Raw genomic sequence first — 19,666 nt, 5'->3', positions numbered from 1 at the left:
TTGCCCTCTTTATTTAGATGGTTACAGCACGAGTGCGACAGCCAGGCCAAGGACCAGAGCGCAAACAATGACTGTTAGCGTGTGGGCTATCACCAGTGGGAGTTTGAAAAGCCTGAACAGCAGCATGATCTCGGGAGGGCTTGTGCCGATTGCCGCCACCAGAAAGGTCACAAGCGGTCCGACTGGAAACCCTTTCTCGATTAGGGCAAATCCGATTGGCAGTGCGGCTATGGGCGAGATGTACAGCGGTACGCCAACTAAGGCGCATGCCAGATACAGCCAGCCGGCCGGTAGCCGATCGACGAGGCTCATCAGTGTGTCTTTCGGTACGGCACCGTAGATCAAACCTCCGATGAACAAACCGATTAGCAGGTACGGCGCGACCGTCCGTAACTCCAGCTTCGCTGCAAGCCAAGCGAATCGACTCGCAGGTTGCCAACCGGGCCAAGTTCGAATCCCCTGGCCCAGGAAGGCGGCACTGCTCTTGGGGGCAGGTGCCATCGTCACGTGTCTTGCCAGTCCGAGCCTTCCTGCTACCACACCAGCAGCGGAAGTCAGGGCCAGGCCGCCGATGATGAAAACAGCGCCAGGGACAAAACCCACAGTGAGGAACAGCAGAATAAACACACCCTCGTTCACTACTGGCGAGGCCACCAGAAAAGCGAAACTGGGCACGAAGCCAACGCCTGCCCTGAGCATGCCGCTCAGCACGGGAATCGTGGAGCAGGAGCAAAAGGGCGTAATGACGCCCCCAACACTGGCGGCAAATGCCGACCGCCAGCCCGAGGATCCAAGCAGCGAGCCTTGTGTCGCTTGAAAGGGCATACGTTGTTGCAGCATTACCACAAACCAGGTGACCAGCAGGAAAAGCCCAATGAGCAGGGCACCGTCCATGAGCAGAAACTCGAAGAAGGCTTGAATACCCTGCGTTAAGGTCGTGTTATCGGACATATGAGCTCCGCCGGTACTGATGAGAGCGGGCTGATGCAACGCGTCAGGCGTTGGCCAGCCCAGCGTTCATTGACGGGGTGCCGCCATAGGTTTGCATCGACTCGATCAGTGCCGCTGTGACAACCGGATCGAAGTCCGCCTTATCGAGGGTTTCTACGTAGGTGTCCAAAGCTTCGATGCGAATTTCGTCGATGTCGGTCTTCAGTTCACCCAGTGAAAGAGCACCGCAGTCAATGTTCAGTCGGTCGCAGAGGAAGTGGCAACTGGTGCTCACCATGCTGAACAGCTCTGGCATTACACGGTGGTGGGCCCATTTAAGGCTCTCATGAACACCTTCCGGGTCTTTGGCGATCAGGCTACGAATACGCGCCAGGCCGATTTCCAGATGTTCCAATTCGTCTTCCAGGATCTTTCCAGCCAGCGCTGAAGTGTCCGGATCGCCCTGGCGCTGCAGGGTGCGGTACAACACGATGGCCATGGTTTCGGTCATCAGGTCCTGAATGATCAGGCACGCAGCCAGGTCCTTGTTTTGAACAGCAGTGCTGAAGTGGCGGCGGATATTGAACCACTGCGGCTCGACGATCTCACGCATCACGTTGTAGTCGTGGCGTTTGCCCAAGCTGGCCAGCATCAGAATATGTTTTGATTCTTCGTAGGCTTGTTTGACGGTTTCGATCTTACTTTCGGTATCTGGCATCAACGGCACCATTTCCGAATAGTTCTCTACCGCCATCACCTCTCCAGCGATTGCGTTGGAAGCGATGTACGCGAGCAGGTTGAAATAACCGTCGCTTTTGTTGTGCTCAGTGCCCAGTTCTTCTCGGCGGTTTACAGCACGTAAGTCGACTGGTACGCGTTGATTTGGCTGTGTGCTGGCAGAAACTTCGTTCATTTTTATATCCTCCCATTAGGCTCAAGGACATTCCCTTGCCGCGGCAATTGTCGGGAGGCTGCTGGCGTACTGCCATAGTACATAGCTTCTATTCAAAGTTCGGTCCGTTGCGCCTTACGATTAGTCAGATATTGACGCATCGGTCACTCGATGTGTCCCATGGAAATCGGGGAAGAAATGAATACAAGAACCTGGACGGCCCGGCACGTTGGCTTGCCTGCGCTGTGGATGCTGGGTGCGTTGCTCTGCCTGTCAGGCTGCAATCGTGAGACGGATCAAAAGACTGAAGCCAAAGCCGTGCGTGTCAGCGTGGTGGGGGCTAGTACTATCGCACCGCTGATAAGTGAACTGGCCAAAGCTTACGAGCGAGAACATCCGGGCATTAGAATCGAGGTCCAGGCAGGCGGTAGTGCTCGGGGGATTATGGATGTGCGCAGCGGCACGGCTGTGCTTGGCATGGTCTCCCGTGAGCTCAAGCCTGAAGAGCGGGATCTGCAGCATGCGCTGATTGCCAAAGATGGCATCGGCATGATCGTCAATAAAAGCAACCCGATCACTGGTCTGACAAAAGAGCAGGTTGTCGGAATCTACACAGGCCGGATCACCAATTGGAAAGACGTGGGGGGAGACGATTCGCCTATCACCGTCGTGAGCAAGGCAGAGGGGCGATCTACCCTGGAAATTTTCAGTGGGTTCTTTGGTATTCCCTACAAAGATATCCGCGCCCACGTGATTATTGGAGACAACCAACAGGGTATTCAGACTGTTGCTGGCTCTCCCGCTGCAGTCGGCTACGTGTCCATTGGTTCGGCTGAGTATGAAGCCGATCAGGGTGCCGCAATTCGGCTAATCCCTTTAGGAGATCAGATTCCATCGACAGCAGCGGTTGCGTCGGGCGAGTACGCGATCAGCCGGGACCTGAATTTGGTTTACAAAGCGCCTCTCACAGAGCCGGTTCAGGACTTCCTGGAGTTTGCCCGCTCCAATGAAGCAGCAGCCTTTGTTACTCGCATGTACTTCATTCCGGTGACGAAATGACGGCCAGGCGCTGCTGATCAGGCTCTCTCCATGACTTTATTGACAGAAGAGGTGGTCGCGAAGGCCCATCCCACGAAGCTGCGTGGATGGGCGTTTTGGTCGGCCATGTCCATGCTCGCTCTGCTCGGCGCGGCAATCGTGTTTTTGATCGTCGCTTTCTTGTGGAGTGAAGGTTTCCCACTGATCGCGCAGGGAGGGCCTATAAGATTTTTTACGGACGAGGGTTGGTGGCCGCGGGACGCTAGCTTCAACATGACCCCAATGGTATTGGCGAGCCTTTACCTGACCATTGGTGCGCTTGTCGTTGCAACACCCCTGAGCCTGGCCATTTCGCTAGTCACGACATTCAAAGCGCCCGCAAGGCTTGCTCGCGTGCTGCGCAATCTTGTGGAGCTCAGTGCTGCAGTGCCTACCGTGGTCTACGGACTTTGGGGCGTCAGTTCGATCGTTCCGATAGTGAACATCTGGAGCCCGCCAGGTGCGAGTTTATTGGCCGGTGTCCTCATTGTTGCACTGATGATCATCCCAACGATCACGGTGTTGACCCAGTCGGCACTTCAGACGGTGCCGACAGCTTATGTCCAGGGAGCCACAGCGCTGGGTGTTTCAACCAGCCAGACATTGCTTCGTGTTGTTATCCCTGCTGCCAGGCAGGGCATTTTTTCCGCAATGGTACTCGGTGCTGCCCGAGCAATCGGCGAGACAATGGTGGTGTTGATGGTCTGTGGCAACATTGTGCAGGTACCGACTTCGCTGTTTGATCCAGTACGAGCGTTGACTGCGAACATTGCCTTGGAAATGCCCTACGCGATGGGGGATCACCGCGCCTCCCTGTTCGTAGCCGGGCTGCTGATGTTGCTGTTGGTCAGCGCGTTGGTTGCTGTGGGCGAGTGGGTCGGTATGCGTCAGAGGAAGATGACCTCATGAGGCGCTTCCATGTGTTCGGTTTCGACTTCCGGGATTTCGTCTGGACTTTCGTGATGTATGGTCTGACGTTGACTGCAGTTGCAATGCTCCTGTGGCCGCTGCTAACGGTGTTCGGTAACGGACTTCAGGTGCTGAGCTGGGACTTTCTGTTGGCGAGCCCGGAAGATGCAGGCCGCAGCGGGGGGATCGCACCAATTCTCGTGTCCACCTTGGGAATTGTGTTGGTCAGCTTGACGGCCGCCTTGCCCTTAGCGTTTGGCGTCGCGGTAATGTTGACTGAAGGTTTCAATCCCGCAGGTTGGCCGGCTACGGTACTGCGATGCAGCCTTGACATACTGGCGGGCATTCCTTCGGTTGTGTTTGGATTATTTGGACTCAGCCTGTTCTGTCGGCAATTGGAATTGGGATACTCAATTCTCGCCGGCGGACTGACCTTGGCCTGCATGATCCTGCCCACTTTGGCGCGTTCACTGGCATTTTCCTTGGAGTCCGCCGGTATTGCCCATCGCGCTGGGGGAGCAGCACTTGGCCTCTCGAAACAGTCAGTTTTATGGCATGTGATGGTACCGGTAGCACTGCCTGGCATATGCGCAGGTGTTGTGCTCGCGTTGACCAGAGCCTTGGCGGAAACTGCTGTACTGCTCTTCACCAGCGGCTATTCCGACCGGATGCCCGAATCGGTTCTCGATTCCGGGCGCAGCGTCTCTGTTCATATTTATGACCTATCGACCCATGTGCCGGGCGGTACCCCTAACGCTTATGGCTCGGCCCTGGCGCTGCTGCTGCTTTTGGCCTTGCTCAGCTTCACTGTGCATGCCTTAACTCGTTGGATGCAGCGACGCATGACTGGCAACACGACACGGAGTCTCTGAATGATGATCAACGACAATAGAGCAATATCGCTTGAACCGTTTGTACGAGCGGCATCAAGCGTGCACGGGACGGTTACTCACTTGAGTACTGCTGCGCAAGGGCACATCGATATCCAAGACCTCTCCGTGAGTTATGGCAAGCGCACAGTCGTTGAGGGAGTGACGTTGCGCGTTCCGCGCAATTCAGTCACCGCACTGATCGGCCCATCAGGGTGTGGGAAGTCGAGTTTGTTGTATTGCATCAACCGCCTGAACGATCTCGTGCCAGGCTGCTCGGTAGAAGGCTCGATCAACTTCAGCTGGATGGACAATAAGCATCTGGCAAAAAACCCGACCCAGTTGCGGCGTCAGGTTGGAATGCTGTTTCAACGTCCCAATCCATTCCCATTTTCGATTCGCAAGAACCTTGAGTTCGCGCTCAGGCAGCACGGCATTAAAGGGCAGGCCGATATCAACAGCCGTATTGAATTGTCATTACGGGAAGTGGGGTTGTGGGATGAGGTTCATGATCGTCTCGACAGTTCGGCCATCGCGTTGTCCGGTGGGCAGCAACAACGACTGTGTCTTGCTCGGGCGCTGGTTCTGGATCCAGGTGTTTTGCTGATGGACGAACCCTGTAGCGCTCTGGATCCGATCTCGACTCAAAAAATTGAGACGTTGATTCTGAGCCTGGCTCAGCGGCGAACGATCATTCTTGTGACCCATAGCCTAAGTCAGGCACGACGTGTAGCAGACCAGGTAGCAGTTTTTTGGAAGCTGGAGGGGGTGGGCAAGCTGATTGAATGTGGCAAAGCAAGGGATGTGTTTGATCGGCCGCGCCATGAGTTGACTCAGACCTATTTGCAGTTTGCATGAATTGAGCAACAGGCACGTTGTAGCGCCATGGTACATCGGTTCCATTGTGGGGTGAGTGCGGCGATTTCTACTATGGCCGCATGAACAAATACTCTTCTAATACCGTGCAGTACCCTACTGCGAGAGTGCAAATGCTCTCGCTTCATGTCCATGACCTGCTCAAACATGCCGCACAGGTGCATGCAGCGGCAACGGTAACTTCTGTATCGCTAGAAGGCGCGGTTGAAACTCAAACCTATGCTCAGTTGGCAAAAGCTGCGAATAACTGCGCCACAGAGCTTCACGCCATGGGGCTTCGGCCCAGAGATACAGTTGTCAGTTTTGGCTTTAGTTCACTCGATCAAATGGCTTGGCTATACGCAGCGCTAAGCCAAGGCGTGGTAACTCATTTTCTGAACCCTCAGCATCGTGCGGAAGATCTAGGTCGTTTTCTTCAGCAGGTGCGACCCGGCATGTTGCTGCATGATGCGGCTACAGCAAGTGCTGCCAAGGCATTCGCAGCATTGATTCCTGGTACTCCGCTGCGCGCTATGGCCCAGCTTGGCACTGGAAGTGGTAGGGAATACACCACTACTGAGTTTGCGGAAGATACCTTATCCCATGTCTGCTACTCATCCGGGACCACAGGGGTTCCGAAGATCGTTGAGTACACGCACCGTTCAACAGTGTTGCATGCCTGGGCCTGTGCCTTGCCCGACGCGATGGGGTTGAACAGTGCCGATCGGGTTATGCCTCTCATGCAGAATTTCCACGCTAGTGCATGGGGCGCTCCTTTTGTTTGCCCGCTGGTCGGTGCGTCGTTGGTGCTCGTACCACCGCATCGCGATCCTGCGCAGTGGTTCCAATGGATCGAGGAACACCGCATCACGGTCTTGGGGGCAGTCTCTGCACATTGGTTAGCGCTTGTTCGGTACATGCGAACCAGCGGATTGAGCTTCAGTACACTGCGCCGCACGGTTGTCGGTGGTACTCGACTACCGTTTGATGTTGCTCAGTTCATCCAGGAAGAGCTTGGCGTCGAGGTATGTCATGCCTGGGGAATGACTGAGACATCACCATTGGCCACCATCGAGCGCTTCGATAGCAGCAGGGCATCTCTGCGTCACGGCAAGCCTGTATTTGGAATCGAGTTGGCCGTGCAATGCAAAGGCGGTGCTTGCTCGGCCCAGGGCACCGGTGAGCTGATGGCCCGTGGGCATTGGGTTGCCCACAGCACAGCAAATAACAGTAACTGGTTGGCAACCGGGGACTTCGCGACGCTGCACGAAAACTCAGAATTAGAGGTCATCGATCGCATGGAAGATTCGTTGATCGCTGATGGCATCCCTCTCAGTTCAGCCCTTGTGGAGCATCAGGCTCGATTGGTTCAAGGTGTCGCAGATGCAGCATTGCTGGTGACCGATGTTGCCAGCGGCCGGAGCGTGCTTGCCTGGGTGGCCATGCTTGAGGTCGATACCGCTTCAGTAACTGTCGAGCTCGAACAAATCCTTTCCAAGACCTTCAACGGGTGGCGTCCGACGCAATGCATCGTGGTGGATGCGTTTCCGTATACAGCGTCTGCAAAGGTCCAGAAACACCTTCTCAAAGATCACATCGCTCGGCTTCACGAAGACGACGTGGCTTTAACTCCTAACTCCTCCTGCTGATGCCTGACTTATGACGCAAATAACGAAAACCGCAGCGGTAGATTCTGTTCACGAAAACGCCAGCAAGAGCTCATTGCCCTTGGAGCAGTATGTGACTTGGGTGGTCGATCATCGGCGCTGGGTTATCGCCCTTGTGCTGGCTCTATCAGCGTTCTTCGGCTTTTTTGCAGCCAAACAACAAGTCATCATCAATCCTGCCGCGGTTGTCCCGCAGAGCCATCCATACATTAAGGCAACCAACACCATCGAGAGAATCTTCGGATCGAAGTACCTCGTGGTAATAGGACTGACACCAACCCAAGGCGATGCACTGCAGCCGCAAGTGCTCGAAGCCGTAAAGCGCATTACGGACAAGCTATATGCCGCGCCATCGGTTACCAAGCAGACTCTACTTAGCCTCTCATCGCGGCAAGCCAAGAGTATCCGTGGTAACGCCGAAGGGTTTGAGGCAAAGCCTCTGCTCGATGACCAGATCCCCACGACAACCGATCAAATTAGTGCGTTAAGGTCGGCCATTGAAGCCAACCCGGTTTATCGAGACACGGTTATTTCCAGCGACTGGCGAACCGCTACGATCATGCTGGAGTTGAAGGAGAACCCTAACGGTTTCGGGGCGATGCTCTCGGATGTTCACCGGATCCTGAGCCAGGAGAACACGCCGGGCGTCGAGATTTCTTTGAGTGGAAACCCGGTGTTCCTGCAGCAGGCTGAAGTTTTTGCAGATCGGATCAACTGGTTGTTCCCCATCGCGGTGCTGGTGATTGGCTTGCTGCACTACGAGGCCTTCCGTACGCGTCAGGGACTGATTCTTCCCTTGGTGACGGCGTTGCTCTCGGTGGTTTGGGGCGTCGGTATCATGGGATTGATGAAGGTGCCGATGGATATCTTTAACTCGCCTACGCCAATCCTGATTCTTGCCGTAGCGGCCGGGCATGCCGTTCAATTACTCAAGCGCTACTACGAACACTTCATCGAATTGGTCAACGGGCAGCACATGGACCCAGAAGTGGCTAACCGGCTGGCGACGATTCAATCGCTCGCGGCAGTGGGGCCCGTTTTGGTAATTGCCGGTGGTGTCGCAGCTTTGGGTTTCTTCTCGTTGGTAGTGTTCGAGCTTGAAACCGTCCGGGCCTTCGGCATTTTCACTGGCATCGGCATCCTCGCCGCAGTGCTACTGGAGTTCACTTTCACTCCGGCAGTTCGTGCCAGTCTGAAACCACCTTCGGCGGCACAGATTGATACCGAGACCAAACCGCGAATCTGGGATCGCCTGAGTGCTCGCATTGCTCATTTGGTGATCACGCCGCGTAGTCGTCGGTGGATCCTGGTGGCTTTCCTCGTACTGATAGGTGTTGCGATTGCTGGCTGGCCCAAGGTGCATGTCGATAACTCGAGCAAGAGTTTCTTCTCTGACTCACTGCCACTACAGCGGGACGATAACCTGCTGAACGCACAGACTGGCGGCACCAACGTTCTGTATGTAATGGTCGACACAGGGCAGGCCGATGGAGTGAAAGATCCACAGATCCTGAATGCTATTCGGGAGCTCCAGGCTGATGCCGCGAAGCGCTCGATCGTGGGTAAGACCTTGTCCATCGATGACTTTCTCCAGCGCATGCACGGCGCTGCATCTGGGGACACTGGTGCTATTAATCCACTACCTGATGATCGAAATCTGATCGCCCAGTACCTGTTCCTTTACTCGATGTCTGGCGACCCGGAAGACTTCTCGGCGCATGTCGATTATGACTACCAGCGAGCGAAGATCTCGATCATGTTGCGGACCAACAGCAACGCTGAAATTGATCGCCTGGTCATCGAGCTGCGTGAGATTGCGAACCAGCGCTTCCCCAAAAATGTAACGGTTTCGTTCGGCGGGGAGGTGGCGCAGACACTGGCAGTAACCGATGTGATGGTGCACAGCAAACTGCTGAACATCGCGCAAATTCTCGGTGTGATTCTTGCGGTATCAGTTATTGCATTCCGTTCGTTCACCGCAGGCCTACTGGTGCTGTCGCCGCTACTTGTGGTCCTTTCGCTGGTCTTCGGCGTAATGGGCTACTTCGGTGTCCCTCTGAACATTCCCAACTCGTTGATATCCGCCATGGCGGTGGGGATTGGCGCTGACTACGCGATCTATCTCATCTACCGCATTGGTGAGTACACAGCCCAGGGCAAGGCCTTGCCTCAGGCCGTCGAAATGGCAATGAAAACCGCTGGTAAAGCCTGTCTGTTCGTTGCCACTGCTGTGGCGGGTGGCTATGCCGTCCTCATGTTCTCCTACGACTATAAGGTTCATATGTGGCTTTCTACTTTCATCGTGCTGGCTATGCTGGCAAGCGTGTTGGCAACTCTGACCCTCATTCCGAGCGCCATTCTGACCTTCAAACCAGCATTCATTTTCCAGCGTCGCTCGGGTGATCGTGGTGCAGTGCTGTTGATCATCCTGGCTGCTATCGGCTTCTTGACTTACTCACAAGTAGGTTGGTCTGCAGAGTTGGAGGCGAAGCAAATCATGGAGCGCAATGCTGCTGTAACTCGGTTCAGCACCTCCACGGCGGATGCAGAGTTTGTGCTGCAGACCAAAGAGGGTGGTAAGCGCGTTCGCAAGTCGAACATGGCGTCGAAACGTCAGGAAAATGGGCAAGACACCATGCGTCTGGTTCGCTTCGAAGCGCCGGCAGACATTCGCGGGACCACGACTTTGCTCGTTGAACGCTCAGCCCAGGATGACGATATGTGGGTATACCTGCCGGCAATGAAACGTGTGCGTCGCCTAGTGGCCTCGAACAAAAAAGACAGCTTCATCGGTACTGACTTTAGCTATGGCGATGTTATGGGGCACAAGGTCGGCGACTGGAAGCACACCTTGCTCAGCCAGCAGGCACGTGACGGTGTTGAGCATTACGTTATTGAGTCGGTACCCGCTGAGGATAGCGTTCGCACTAACTCGGGATATGCCAAGCGCGTGACTTGGGTACGCAAGGACAATTTCGCCACGACTTACGTGGAAGCCTCGGATGCCAGTGGACAGCCTTACAAACAGTTCTCCTTCGCGGACATCCAGTTGGTTGATTCAGCGAATGGAAAGTGGCAGCCAATGAAAACCGAGGGCAAGAACCTACAGAGTGGGCATACCACTACGATTACTTTCTCCAACTTCAAGGTCGGCGAATCGCTGAGCGACAGCCTCTTCTCCGCGAACAACATAGCTTCCAAATAAGGAGAGGAGATGAGCGGGTCCTTTTTGCCCTGGTGGCGGGCCGGTGTTGTCGCGCCCCTGATTCTCTCCGCGAGTGCTTATGCCAGCGCTCCGGAAGTGACAGGAGAGGTCGCTTCAGGCGTGTGGTCATCCAACCGGATGTTGGATGACCAACACGCGGTGTCCTCCAATCGTGCCAAGCTCAAACTGGATTGGCAGGTGTCCGAAAGCCTGCAGTTGAACAGTGAGGTCTGGGCGCTATCGTCGCCGGAGCGTCTGGATGAGAAGCGTGAAGACGCAGGAGTCAATGAGCTGTATGTGAAAAGCAGCGAGACGGTGTGTGCGCCTGCTCTGGGTAAAAAGCTGGTCATGTGGGGGCGTGCTGATGGGATCAATCCAACCGATCAGATTTCACCGAGCAACTACCGCAGGTTGACTCCTGAAACTACTGATCAGCGCACGGGAAACTGGGGACTGCATCTGGACTGTGAGGTGGGCGCGGGAAAGCTGCAGATGCATGTATTGGATCGGTTCCAATTTAATGATGTGCCGCTGGAGAAGACACCTGGTGTTGTCTTCAGGGAGCAAGATCCGGATGTGCGCCCTACCGTTGCTGTGAAGTATGACGTGCTGGGCTCTGATGCCGATTGGTCGGTGAGTGTTATCGACGGCCATGATCTGTTTCCGACCTTCGCAGTACGAAGCGCCACGCCTGACGGTATCACGCTCGGTCAGCACGCTACTCGCATGCGTATGATCGGTAGCGACTTCACAATAGTCCGAGGGGAAATGGCCTATAGGGGGGAAATTGCGTGGGTGGATTTCGAGCAGTCATCGGATCCTGCTGTTGCCCGTCGACAGCCCTATACCTCAGCAATTGGTGGTGCTGAGTGGTATATCGGCGATCGCGAGACTGTTTCATTGCAAGGCTTCTGGCGGCACTTGAGGTCAGTTTCGAGTCTGTCGAACGACCCCTTGCTTGCCCAGATACAAGCGGCACAGGCGCTGATCAGCAATGAGCTCGACCGTGATCAGTATGGGGTTACGCTCAGGTATGCCAGGCCGCTGTTCGACTCAAAAGCCGATCTTGATCTCTTCGCCGTTTGGACTGAGCCTCGTAACGACTGGATGCTGCGAGGAAGGCTCAAGTACGCATTTACGGATTCGTGGCGGGTGAGCACAGGGTTCGACATCTTCAGGGGGCCCCAAGATTCCTTCCTTGGCCATTTGAGAACGAACTCATTGACGTTCGTTGAGGCGAGTTACATGTGGTGATGCAGAGGCAGCAACGTCAGTCGAGTCTGGTTTTTTCACCCTGTAGACCGCTGAAGCAGGGCACAGCGCTGTGAACTCCGCCGTGCTGATTGAGTTGTGCTCATGTTGACCGCGTTTTTGATTTTTCTTGTGACGATAGTTCTCGTTATCTGGCAACCCAAGGGGCCACTGGTGTCGTCCTGACACTGCCCATTCTGCTTGCCACCCTGGCCGCTTTGGCAATCCGCCTGAGCTTCTGAACCGGAGATACTTCATGAAAGTCTTGTTTATGTGCACCCACAACAGCTGCCGCAGCATATTGTCTGAAGCATTGTTCAATCACTTGGCGCCCGAGGTAATGGACGCTGTGAGCTCGGGAAGTTTTCCAAGTGGCAAGGTCAATGCTCAGGCGTTGAAGACTCTGGAAGCCGCCGGCATTTCTACCAAAGGCCTATCAAGCAAGGCTTCGGATGCATTTGAACGTTCGCCACCGGACATCGTCATTACAGTTTGCGATCGTGCTGCAGGCGAGGCTTGCCCGATTTTCTTAGGCCCTTCTCTCAAAGCCCATTGGGGCTTGGCTGATCCATCCGTTGCGACCGGTAGCGAAGCGGAGATCGAAGCCGCGTTCCAAGCGACGCTAGCCAAGATCGAAGAACGGGTCCGCGCATTCATAGCTCTGCCTGTAAGGCAAATGAGCGTGGATGACCTCAAAGTAGCGCTCACCCGCATCGGTACTCTCTAACCACTGGCTACCTACCTACGGCTATTCGAGCGACAGATCAGTAACTCTCGACCGTTCCCTTATCGTTTCCAGACCAATAGGGCCGTGAGTCGATAGTGATACCGGGTAGCGTCTTTCGGGTCTTTCGGGTCTTTCGGGTCTTTCGGGTGTTGAGTGAAACAACCCGGATCAAAAATGGAGGAGGAGGGTGATCATAAGACGCAAAAATCCCCGTATCAGCGAGTGATTACGGGGATTTTGTGTCCTGTCAAGATCCGTGTGAATCCACGGTTCCTGTTACACGTTGAAACGGAAGTGCATCACATCGCCATCTTTAACGATGTAGTCCTTGCCTTCCAGACGCCATTTACCGGCTTCTTTGGTGCCGGCCTCGCCCTTGTACTGGATGAAGTCGTCGTAGGCGATGACTTCGGCGCGGATGAAGCCTTTTTCGAAGTCGGTGTGGATCACACCCGCGGCTTGTGGTGCGGTGGCACCGACGCGGACGGTCCAGGCGCGGACTTCTTCGACACCGGCGGTGAAGTAGGTCTGCAGGTGCAGCATCTCGTAACCAGCGCGGATCACGCGGTTCAGGCCAGGTTCTTCTAGTCCTAAGGCTTCGAGGAACATGTCTTTCTCTTCGCCGTCATCCAGTTCGGCGATTTCGGCTTCGATCTTGTTGCAGACCGGAACCACCATAGCGCCTTCTTCTTCGGCAATGGCCTTGACGATATCCAGCAGCGGGTTGTTCTCGAAACCGTCTTCAGCGACGTTGGCGATGTACATGACCGGCTTGGTGGTCAACAGGTGGAAGCCACGAATCACCGCTTTCTCGTCGGCATTCATGGTTTTCATCAGGGTGCGCGCAGGCTTGCCGAGGGTGAAGTGAGCGATCAATTGCTCCAGCAGGCCTTTCTGGACTACTGCGTCCTTGTCACCGCCCTTGGCGTTGCGAGCGACTTTCTGCAGTTGCTTCTCGCAGCTGTCGAGGTCGGCGAAGATCAGTTCCAGGTCGATGATTTCGATGTCGCGTTTCGGGTCGACGCTGTTGGAAACGTGAATCACGTTCTCGTCTTCGAAGCAGCGGACCACGTGCGCGATGGCATCGGTTTCACGGATGTTGGCGAGGAACTTGTTGCCCAGGCCTTCACCTTTCGAGGCGCCAGCCACCAAGCCTGCGATGTCGACGAATTCCATGGTGGTCGGCAGGATGCGCTTTGGATTGACGATGGCCGCCAGGGCTTCCAGACGGCTGTCCGGCATCGGCACGATACCGGTATTCGGTTCGATGGTGCAGAAGGGGAAGTTCTCGGCCGCGATCCCGGATTTGGTCAGGGCGTTGAACAGGGTGGACTTGCCGACGTTAGGCAGGCCGACGATGCCGCAATTGAATCCCATGGTGTTTCCCCTTGGATAAGAGTCAGGCCTTCTGGCTGTGCAGGTTTTTCATCGCGCGGTTCCATTCGCCGGCGAGGATATCCGGCAGCACGCCGAGGGCAAAGTCGATGCTGGCATCGAGTTTTTCCTGTTCGGCGCGTGGCGCACGACCCAGGACGAAATTTGAAACCATACTGGCAACGCCCGGGTGGCCAATGCCAAGCCGCAAGCGGTGAAAGGTATTCTGATTGCCCAGTTGCGCAATAATGTCGCGCAACCCGTTGTGACCGCCATGGCCGCCGCCCTGTTTGAGCTTGGCAACGCCGGGTGGCAGGTCGAGTTCGTCGTGCGCCACGAGGATTTCTTCAGGCGTGATGCGGAAGAAACCAGCGAGTGCCGCTACGGCCTGGCCGCTGCGGTTCATGTACGTGGTGGGAATCAATAAACGAACATCCTGACCCTGATGCGAATAGCGCCCGGTCAGGCCGAAATATTTGCGATCCGCCACAAGATTTACGCCTTGCGCGTTCGCGATGCGCTCAACAAAAAGGGCCCCTGCGTTATGCCGGGTCTGTTCGTATTCAGCGCCTGGATTTCCCAGGCCAACGATCAGTTTGATGGCAGTCACGATAGGGGCCCTTCCTTGGAGTGGTGGATAACATCGCCGCCTTCAGGGAGTGCGGCGAAAGTGGACGACAAGTGCTCATTTACCATTATGTAAACTCCGCGTTCTCGCCCGCTTTCTCGCTACGCTCTAGTCCGCGATGTTTCCGCTCACTCCGGCGAACAGAGTGAAATTACTCTGCTGCGCCTTCTTCAGTAGCTTCTGGAGCAACACGTGGAGCGTGAACGTTGGCAACAGCCTTGTCATCACCGTGTGCCAGAGCAACAAACTCAACGCCTTTAGGGGCTTTGAGGTCGGACAGGTGAATGATCGAGCCGATTTCGGCGTTAGCCAGGTCGACTTCGATGAATTCAGGCAGGTCTTTTGGCAGGCAGGTCACTTCGATTTCAGCAACAACGTGCGAAATTTCGCCGCCTTTCTTGATCGGAGCTTCTTCACCAACAAAGTGTACAGGCACGGTAGCGGTCAGTTTCTGGCCAGCTACAACGCGTACGAAGTCAGCGTGCATCACGTGGCCTTTGGCCGGGTGACGCTGCAGAGCTTTAATGATTACATTTTGCTTGGTGCCGCCAACGTTCAGCTCGATGATGTGGCTGTAAGCCGCTTCGTTTTCGAGCAGTTTGGCAACTTCTTTAGCCAGCATGCTGATGGATTCAGGGGCTTTTTCGCCACCGTAAACTACAGCAGGTACCAGGCTTGCGAGACGACGCAGGCGGCGGCTCGCACCTTTCCCCAGGTCGGAACGCACTTCAGCATTCAGAGTAAAATCGTTCATGTTGTATCTCCAAAATAACCACATTCGCCCCAGCGTTTGCGACCAGCGCTAAAGGCGATATGGGCAAAAAAGCCCCGCCCCGACAGGAATGCCGGGGCGGGGCGCTTTTCGTCAACGAAATGTTCGAGAAGGGCAGGGCCCTTAACGGAACATCGCGCTGATCGATTCTTCGTTGCTGATGCGGCGGACCGCTTCGGCAACTACCGGCGCGATATCCAGTTGACGGATACGCGAGCAGGCTTGAGCAGCAGCGGACAACGGGATGGTGTTAGTCACCACCAGTTCGTCCAGCATGGAATTTTCGATGTTTTCGATCGCCCGACCGGACAGCACAGGGTGTGTGCAGTAGGCGAAAACCTTGGCAGCGCCATGCTCTTTCAGGGCCTTGGCCGCGTGGCACAGAGTGCCGGCGGTATCGACCATGTCATCGACCAGAATACAGGTACGCCCTTCGACATCACCGATGATATGCATCACTTCAGAGTGATTGGCTTTCTCACGGCGTTTGTCAATGATCCCGAGATCCACGCCCAGGGATTTGGCAACAGCACGTGCACGCACGACGCCACCAATGTCCGGGGACACGATCATCAGGTTTTCGAAGCGCTGATCTTCAATGTCATCCACCAATACCGGGGAGCCGTAGATGTTATCTACCGGAATATCGAAGAAACCCTGGATTTGGTCAGCATGCAGATCAACCGTGAGAACACGGTCGATGCCGACTACGGTAAGCATGTCAGCCACGACTTTCGCGCTGATAGCCACACGTGCGGAACGCGGACGGCGATCCTGACGGGCATAACCAAAGTAAGGAATTACAGCAGTGATACGAGTAGCCGAGGAGCGGCGGAAGGCATCAGCCATCACTACCAGTTCCATCAGGTTGTCGTTGGTCGGAGCGCAAGTCGGCTGAATAATGAAGACATCTTTACCGCGGACGTTTTCATTGATCTCGGCAGTAATTTCGCCGTCGGAGAACTTACCGACAGAGATGTCACCGAGAGGGATATGCAGCTGACGTACAACACGCCGAGCCAGATCGGGGTTAGCGTTCCCCGTAAAGACCATCATCTTGGACACGCGCAGTACCTGAAGGCTGAGGGTAACCTGGATGAGTATTGGAAAATGGCAGGGGCGGCTGGATTCGAACCAACGCATGGCAGGATCAAAACCTGCTGCCTTACCGCTTGGCGACGCCCCTGTATCTGTTGCAACGATTACCCAGTAATCGGTTCCTTTAGAGCAGACTTTGCAGCTTGCGATGCAACATCGAAACGTTGCTTCCCTTTGCTACAAACCCTGTAAGGGTCTCTGTAAGAAGGGCCGAGACTTTATCAGCTTCAGCTTTGTTTGGGAAGCCCCCAAACACACAACTTCCAGTTCCGGTGAGTTTTGCTTCGGTAAATTTACCTAACAAATTCAATGCGTTACGTACCTCTGGATAACGCCTTGCTACCACCGGTAAGCAGTCATTTCGACTGTTTCCCTTGGGAACGGGGCGCACTTTAATGGGAGAAGAGTTACGTGTCAACAACGGATCTGAAAAAATTTCTGCTGTACTTACAGAGACTTGCGGCACAAGCACGAGATACCACGGCTCGATGGGGTAAACAGGGGTCAGTTTCTCCCCCACGCCTTCGGCAAAAGCCGCGTGGCCACGCACGAAAACCGGGACGTCGGCGCCAAGTGTCAGGCCCAGCACGGCCAGCCGATCCTCATCCCAACCCAATTGCCAGAGATGATTGAGGCCGAGCAAAGTGGTCGCGGCATTTGAGCTGCCACCACCGATGCCACCGCCCATGGGCAGAATTTTTTCGATCCAGATATCAATCCCGAGCGAACAACCGGATTGCTCCTGAAGTTTTTTTGCGGCCTTGACGATTAAATTACTGTCGTGAGGAACGCCATCGAATTCAGTGTGCAACCGAATCACACCGTCATCACGAACGGCGAAGGTTATTTCATCGCCGTAATCGAGAAACTGAAAAATAGTCTGCAGCTCGTGGTAACCGTCTTCGCGGCGACCGAGGATGTGCAGCATCAGATTGAGTTTGGCCGGGGAGGGCAGCGTCAAGCGAGGAGCCGTCATGTTCACTGCCCCAGTTTGCGAGGTTGCCATTCCTTGATCACCAGCGTGACGTCAAGGTCGGTGCCGTGCAGTTTGATCCGCTCAGGCAGCCAAAAGCCGTTTTGCTCGGCATAGCTGAGGTATTCGACTTGCCAACCATCCTGCTCCAGATTGGCCAGACGGCTGTCGGCATCGAGCGTCAGACGGCTTTTGCTGTCCGGAGCCGGGAGCCCGCGAACCCACCAGGCCAGATTAGACACCGGCAACTTCCAGCCCAATTGTTCTTCGACCAGCACTTCAGGCGTCGGCGCTTCATAGCGGCCCTGGTTGGCGACTTCCAGCGAGACTTTGCCGGGGCGACCGGTCAAGCGTGCTGCACCGCGACCCAGGGGGCCGGAGAGGCGAATGTCGTAGTAATCCTGTCGTTGCAGCCAGAACAACGTGCCGCTGCCCGAGTCTTTCGGGGCACGAATGCCGATTTTGCCGTTGATCTGCCAGCCGTCGAGGCTGGTCAATTGCTGTTTGTACTGGCGCCATTGGGCCGGGTTGCCTTGACCCTGGACCGATTCGCGGGCGCCGAAGCCGGCGCAACCGGTAAGCAGGGCGATGAAACTGAAAACGATGATGTGGCGCAAAAACATAATCTTAAAGAGTCTCTGATCCGGTCAGGCGCTTGATGGTGCTGCGCAGGATAGGGCTGTCGGGCTGTTCCTTGAGGAACTTGCTCCAGATTTGCTTGGCTTCGCGTTGCTTGCCGTTGGCCCACAGGACCTCACCCAGATGAGCGGCGACTTCCTGGTCGGGAAAGCGCTCCAGGGCCTGGCGCAAGTAACGTTCGGCCTCATCGAGATTGCCCAGGCGGAAATTCACCCAGCCGAGGCTGTCGAGTACCGCCGGGTCTTCCGGATTGATCTGGTGTGCCTGTTCGATCAAGGCCTTGGCTTCGACGTAACGCGTTGTACGGTCGGACAAGGTGTAACCGAGGGCGTTCAAGGCCATCGCGTTGTCCGGATCGCGTTTGATGATCAGCCGCAGGTCTCTTTCCATCTGCGCCAGGTCATTGCGTTTTTCCGCTTGCATGGCGCGGGTGTACAGCAGATTCAGATCGTCCGGGTACTTCTGCAAGGCTTGTTGCAGTACATTCCAGGCCTTGTCGGGCTGTCTATTGGCGGACAAGGTTTCGGCTTCGATCAGGTACAACTGAATCGCGTAATCGGGCTGCTCGTCGCGCTCTGCCGCCAGACGGTTTTGGGCCTCGGCGGTCTTGCCGTTGTTCATCAGGATATCGGCCTGACGCAATTGCGCCGGCAGGTAATCGTTGCCCGCGCCGACTTGGGCGTACTCGATCAGTGCGCCTTGGGGGTCGTTACGTTCTTCAGCGATACGACCGAGGTTCAGGTGCGCCGAATCGACGTGGCTTTCACGGGCGATCAGGTCTTCCAGATAGCCCTTGGCCTCGTCCCAGGCCTTGGCTTCCAGGCAGACCAGCGCCAGGGAGTAACGCAGTTCGTCGTCTTCCGGGTATTGCTGAACCAGGCTTGAGAACTCGACTTTGGCATCGTCCATGCGGTCCTGCTCAACCAGCATGCGCGCGTAAGTCAGGCGCAGGCGTTTGTCGTCCGGGTACTTCTTGATGCTTTTTTGCAGCAGCGGCAAGGCTTCATCGCCACGATCGAGCGTTTGCAGCAGGCGTGCACGCAGCAGGATCGGTGCTATTTCGCCGTCGTCCGGCGGATTGCCTTCCAGCAGGCCCAGCGCGCCTTTGGAGTCGCCGTCCTGTTGCAGCAGCAAGGCTTTGCCGAAAATCAGCTGGCTGTTGTTCGGATGGCGCTGCAATAAGCGGTCAAAACTTTTCATCAGGCCGTTGCGCGTGTCCTGGTCGGTATCGGCCGCAGACAAAGCGAGGAAGTCGAAATGCGTGTCGCCCTTGCCTTGCAGAACTTTCTCCATATAGACCATGGAGTCGTCATAGCGCCCGGCGCGAGCCAGTTGCACGGCAGCAGCTCGTTGCGCTTCGAGGTCGTCCGGGGCGTTTTTCGCCCAGATCAGCGCGGTATCCAGGGCCGCCTGATCTGCGCCCAGGTATTCGGCGATGCGAAATGCCCGTTCGGAGATGCCCGGATCCTGGGTGTTAATAGCCTGGGTGACGTAGTTGTCCAGGGCAATGTCGAAACGATTGCGCTGGCCAGCCAGTTCGGCGCTCAGCAGGCTGAAGACAGTTTCTTCACTGAATGAGCTGTAAACCTTGGGCTTTTCAGGGGCAGGGGTGTTGTCTTCGACCGGCGGCGTACCGTCCGACGAAACGGGTGCCAAGGCCTGGCAGCCGCTGAGGAAGACAAAAGCGAGGAGCAACGCGGAAGATCTATTCATATAGGAAGAGGACGACTAACCTGCGGTCGGATCATCATGACACAAGCCTTCGGCCAAACATAACCGAGTCTCAGTGATGCCTTTATA

The 19,666-nt window shown here is 55.6% G+C and carries 17 protein-coding genes and 1 tRNA gene; 8 read left to right on the top strand and 10 right to left on the bottom strand.

Going from position 1 to position 19,666, the window contains the following annotated elements; genetic code table 11:
• Nucleotides 1-21 precede the first annotated feature (21 nt).
• Together ACYZT7_RS27305 and ACYZT7_RS27300 are read right to left on the bottom strand one after the other, a co-directional pair.
• Nucleotides 22-951 (bottom strand): permease, encoded by a 930-nt coding sequence (locus ACYZT7_RS27305; RefSeq protein WP_462038943.1) that lies wholly within the window; start codon nt 949-951, stop codon nt 22-24.
• Nucleotides 952-994: 43 nt separating this feature from the next.
• Nucleotides 995-1,843: a long-chain fatty aldehyde decarbonylase gene (locus tag ACYZT7_RS27300; protein ID WP_462038942.1), complete on the bottom strand. Its 849-nt coding sequence runs from the start codon at nt 1,841-1,843 to the stop codon at nt 995-997.
• 159 nt (nt 1,844-2,002) lie between these two features.
• On the opposite strand from ACYZT7_RS27300, the gene ACYZT7_RS27295 reads away from it, so the two are divergent.
• From ACYZT7_RS27295 to ACYZT7_RS27260, 8 genes are all read left to right on the top strand, one after another.
• Nucleotides 2,003-2,881 carry a phosphate ABC transporter substrate-binding protein gene (locus tag ACYZT7_RS27295; RefSeq protein WP_462038941.1) on the top strand — a complete coding sequence of 293 codons (879 nt, stop codon included), beginning with the start codon at nt 2,003-2,005 and terminating at the stop codon, nt 2,879-2,881.
• 30 nt (nt 2,882-2,911) lie between these two features.
• A complete protein-coding gene (gene pstC, locus ACYZT7_RS27290; RefSeq protein WP_462038940.1) occupies nt 2,912-3,808 on the top strand; it encodes a phosphate ABC transporter permease subunit PstC in 897 nt (298 codons plus the stop codon).
• Entirely contained in the window at nt 3,805-4,680 is an 876-nt protein-coding gene (gene pstA, locus ACYZT7_RS27285) for a phosphate ABC transporter permease PstA (RefSeq protein WP_462038939.1), read from the top strand. The genes pstC and pstA overlap by 4 nt, the downstream gene beginning before the upstream one ends.
• Complete coding sequence (locus ACYZT7_RS27280; protein ID WP_462038938.1) at nt 4,681-5,535, top strand: phosphate ABC transporter ATP-binding protein; 855 nt, start codon at nt 4,681-4,683, stop codon at nt 5,533-5,535.
• Between the two features lie 131 nt (nt 5,536-5,666).
• Nucleotides 5,667-7,181 (top strand): AMP-binding protein, encoded by a 1,515-nt coding sequence (locus ACYZT7_RS27275; protein ID WP_462038937.1) that lies wholly within the window; start codon nt 5,667-5,669, stop codon nt 7,179-7,181.
• A gap of 79 nt (nt 7,182-7,260) precedes the next feature.
• A complete protein-coding gene (locus ACYZT7_RS27270; protein WP_462038936.1) occupies nt 7,261-10,404 on the top strand; it encodes an outer membrane lipoprotein-sorting protein in 3,144 nt (1,047 codons plus the stop codon).
• Nucleotides 10,405-10,413: 9 nt separating this feature from the next.
• Nucleotides 10,414-11,658, top strand: coding sequence for a hypothetical protein (locus ACYZT7_RS27265; RefSeq protein ID WP_462038935.1), 1,245 nt, complete (start codon nt 10,414-10,416; stop codon nt 11,656-11,658).
• Nucleotides 11,659-11,911: 253 nt separating this feature from the next.
• Nucleotides 11,912-12,382, top strand: coding sequence for an arsenate reductase ArsC (locus ACYZT7_RS27260; protein ID WP_462038934.1), 471 nt, complete (start codon nt 11,912-11,914; stop codon nt 12,380-12,382).
• Nucleotides 12,383-12,658: 276 nt separating this feature from the next.
• Here the strand turns inward: ACYZT7_RS27260 and ychF are convergent, their stop codons facing one another.
• From ychF to ACYZT7_RS27220, 8 genes are all read right to left on the bottom strand, one after another.
• The gene (gene ychF / locus ACYZT7_RS27255) at nt 12,659-13,759 is read right to left on the bottom strand and encodes a redox-regulated ATPase YchF (RefSeq protein WP_449643090.1); all 1,101 of its coding nucleotides are present in this window, start codon (nt 13,757-13,759) and stop codon (nt 12,659-12,661) included.
• Nucleotides 13,760-13,781: 22 nt separating this feature from the next.
• Nucleotides 13,782-14,366 carry an aminoacyl-tRNA hydrolase gene (gene pth / locus ACYZT7_RS27250; RefSeq protein ID WP_008153430.1) on the bottom strand — a complete coding sequence of 195 codons (585 nt, stop codon included), beginning with the start codon at nt 14,364-14,366 and terminating at the stop codon, nt 13,782-13,784.
• 169 nt (nt 14,367-14,535) lie between these two features.
• Nucleotides 14,536-15,138: a 50S ribosomal protein L25/general stress protein Ctc gene (locus ACYZT7_RS27245; protein WP_282379058.1), complete on the bottom strand. Its 603-nt coding sequence runs from the start codon at nt 15,136-15,138 to the stop codon at nt 14,536-14,538.
• A 141-nt stretch (nt 15,139-15,279) separates the two neighbouring features.
• Nucleotides 15,280-16,221 carry a ribose-phosphate pyrophosphokinase gene (locus tag ACYZT7_RS27240; protein WP_003208392.1) on the bottom strand — a complete coding sequence of 314 codons (942 nt, stop codon included), beginning with the start codon at nt 16,219-16,221 and terminating at the stop codon, nt 15,280-15,282.
• A gap of 46 nt (nt 16,222-16,267) precedes the next feature.
• A tRNA-Gln gene (locus ACYZT7_RS27235) sits at nt 16,268-16,342 on the bottom strand.
• Nucleotides 16,343-16,378: 36 nt separating this feature from the next.
• Entirely contained in the window at nt 16,379-17,230 is an 852-nt protein-coding gene (gene ispE, locus ACYZT7_RS27230) for a 4-(cytidine 5'-diphospho)-2-C-methyl-D-erythritol kinase (RefSeq protein WP_462041871.1), read from the bottom strand.
• A 2-nt stretch (nt 17,231-17,232) separates the two neighbouring features.
• Nucleotides 17,233-17,850: a lipoprotein insertase outer membrane protein LolB gene (gene lolB, locus ACYZT7_RS27225; protein ID WP_462038933.1), complete on the bottom strand. Its 618-nt coding sequence runs from the start codon at nt 17,848-17,850 to the stop codon at nt 17,233-17,235.
• Nucleotides 17,851-17,854: 4 nt separating this feature from the next.
• On the bottom strand, nt 17,855-19,579 hold the full coding sequence (locus ACYZT7_RS27220) for a tetratricopeptide repeat protein (RefSeq protein ID WP_462038932.1): 1,725 nt from the start codon (nt 19,577-19,579) through the stop codon (nt 17,855-17,857).
• Between the last annotated feature and the right edge of the window lie 87 nt (nt 19,580-19,666).

Source organism: Pseudomonas sp. RT4P38, from assembly GCF_054897765.1.
The sequence above is the reverse complement of the archived record's forward strand: the minus strand, read 5'-3'. Positions and strand labels throughout refer to the sequence as shown.

What these genes read in the sequence shown, in the direction of transcription:
- pstC (WP_462038940.1), top strand. Translation starts at nt 2,912, where the DNA reads ATGACTTTATTGACAGAAGAGGTGGTCGCGAAGGCCCATCCCACGAAG.
- ACYZT7_RS27295 (WP_462038941.1), top strand. Translation starts at nt 2,003, where the DNA reads ATGGAAATCGGGGAAGAAATGAATACAAGAACCTGGACGGCCCGGCAC.
- ACYZT7_RS27220 (WP_462038932.1), bottom strand. Translation starts at nt 19,579, where the DNA reads ATGAATAGATCTTCCGCGTTGCTCCTCGCTTTTGTCTTCCTCAGCGGC.
- ACYZT7_RS27245 (WP_282379058.1), bottom strand. Translation starts at nt 15,138, where the DNA reads ATGAACGATTTTACTCTGAATGCTGAAGTGCGTTCCGACCTGGGGAAA.
- ACYZT7_RS27280 (WP_462038938.1), top strand. Translation starts at nt 4,681, where the DNA reads ATGATGATCAACGACAATAGAGCAATATCGCTTGAACCGTTTGTACGA.
- ACYZT7_RS27300 (WP_462038942.1), bottom strand. Translation starts at nt 1,843, where the DNA reads ATGAACGAAGTTTCTGCCAGCACACAGCCAAATCAACGCGTACCAGTC.
- ACYZT7_RS27305 (WP_462038943.1), bottom strand. Translation starts at nt 951, where the DNA reads ATGTCCGATAACACGACCTTAACGCAGGGTATTCAAGCCTTCTTCGAG.
- ACYZT7_RS27275 (WP_462038937.1), top strand. Translation starts at nt 5,667, where the DNA reads ATGCTCTCGCTTCATGTCCATGACCTGCTCAAACATGCCGCACAGGTG.
- lolB (WP_462038933.1), bottom strand. Translation starts at nt 17,850, where the DNA reads ATGTTTTTGCGCCACATCATCGTTTTCAGTTTCATCGCCCTGCTTACC.
- pstA (WP_462038939.1), top strand. Translation starts at nt 3,805, where the DNA reads ATGAGGCGCTTCCATGTGTTCGGTTTCGACTTCCGGGATTTCGTCTGG.
- ychF (WP_449643090.1), bottom strand. Translation starts at nt 13,759, where the DNA reads ATGGGATTCAATTGCGGCATCGTCGGCCTGCCTAACGTCGGCAAGTCC.
- ACYZT7_RS27260 (WP_462038934.1), top strand. Translation starts at nt 11,912, where the DNA reads ATGAAAGTCTTGTTTATGTGCACCCACAACAGCTGCCGCAGCATATTG.
- ACYZT7_RS27265 (WP_462038935.1), top strand. Translation starts at nt 10,414, where the DNA reads ATGAGCGGGTCCTTTTTGCCCTGGTGGCGGGCCGGTGTTGTCGCGCCC.
- ispE (WP_462041871.1), bottom strand. Translation starts at nt 17,230, where the DNA reads ATGACGGCTCCTCGCTTGACGCTGCCCTCCCCGGCCAAACTCAATCTG.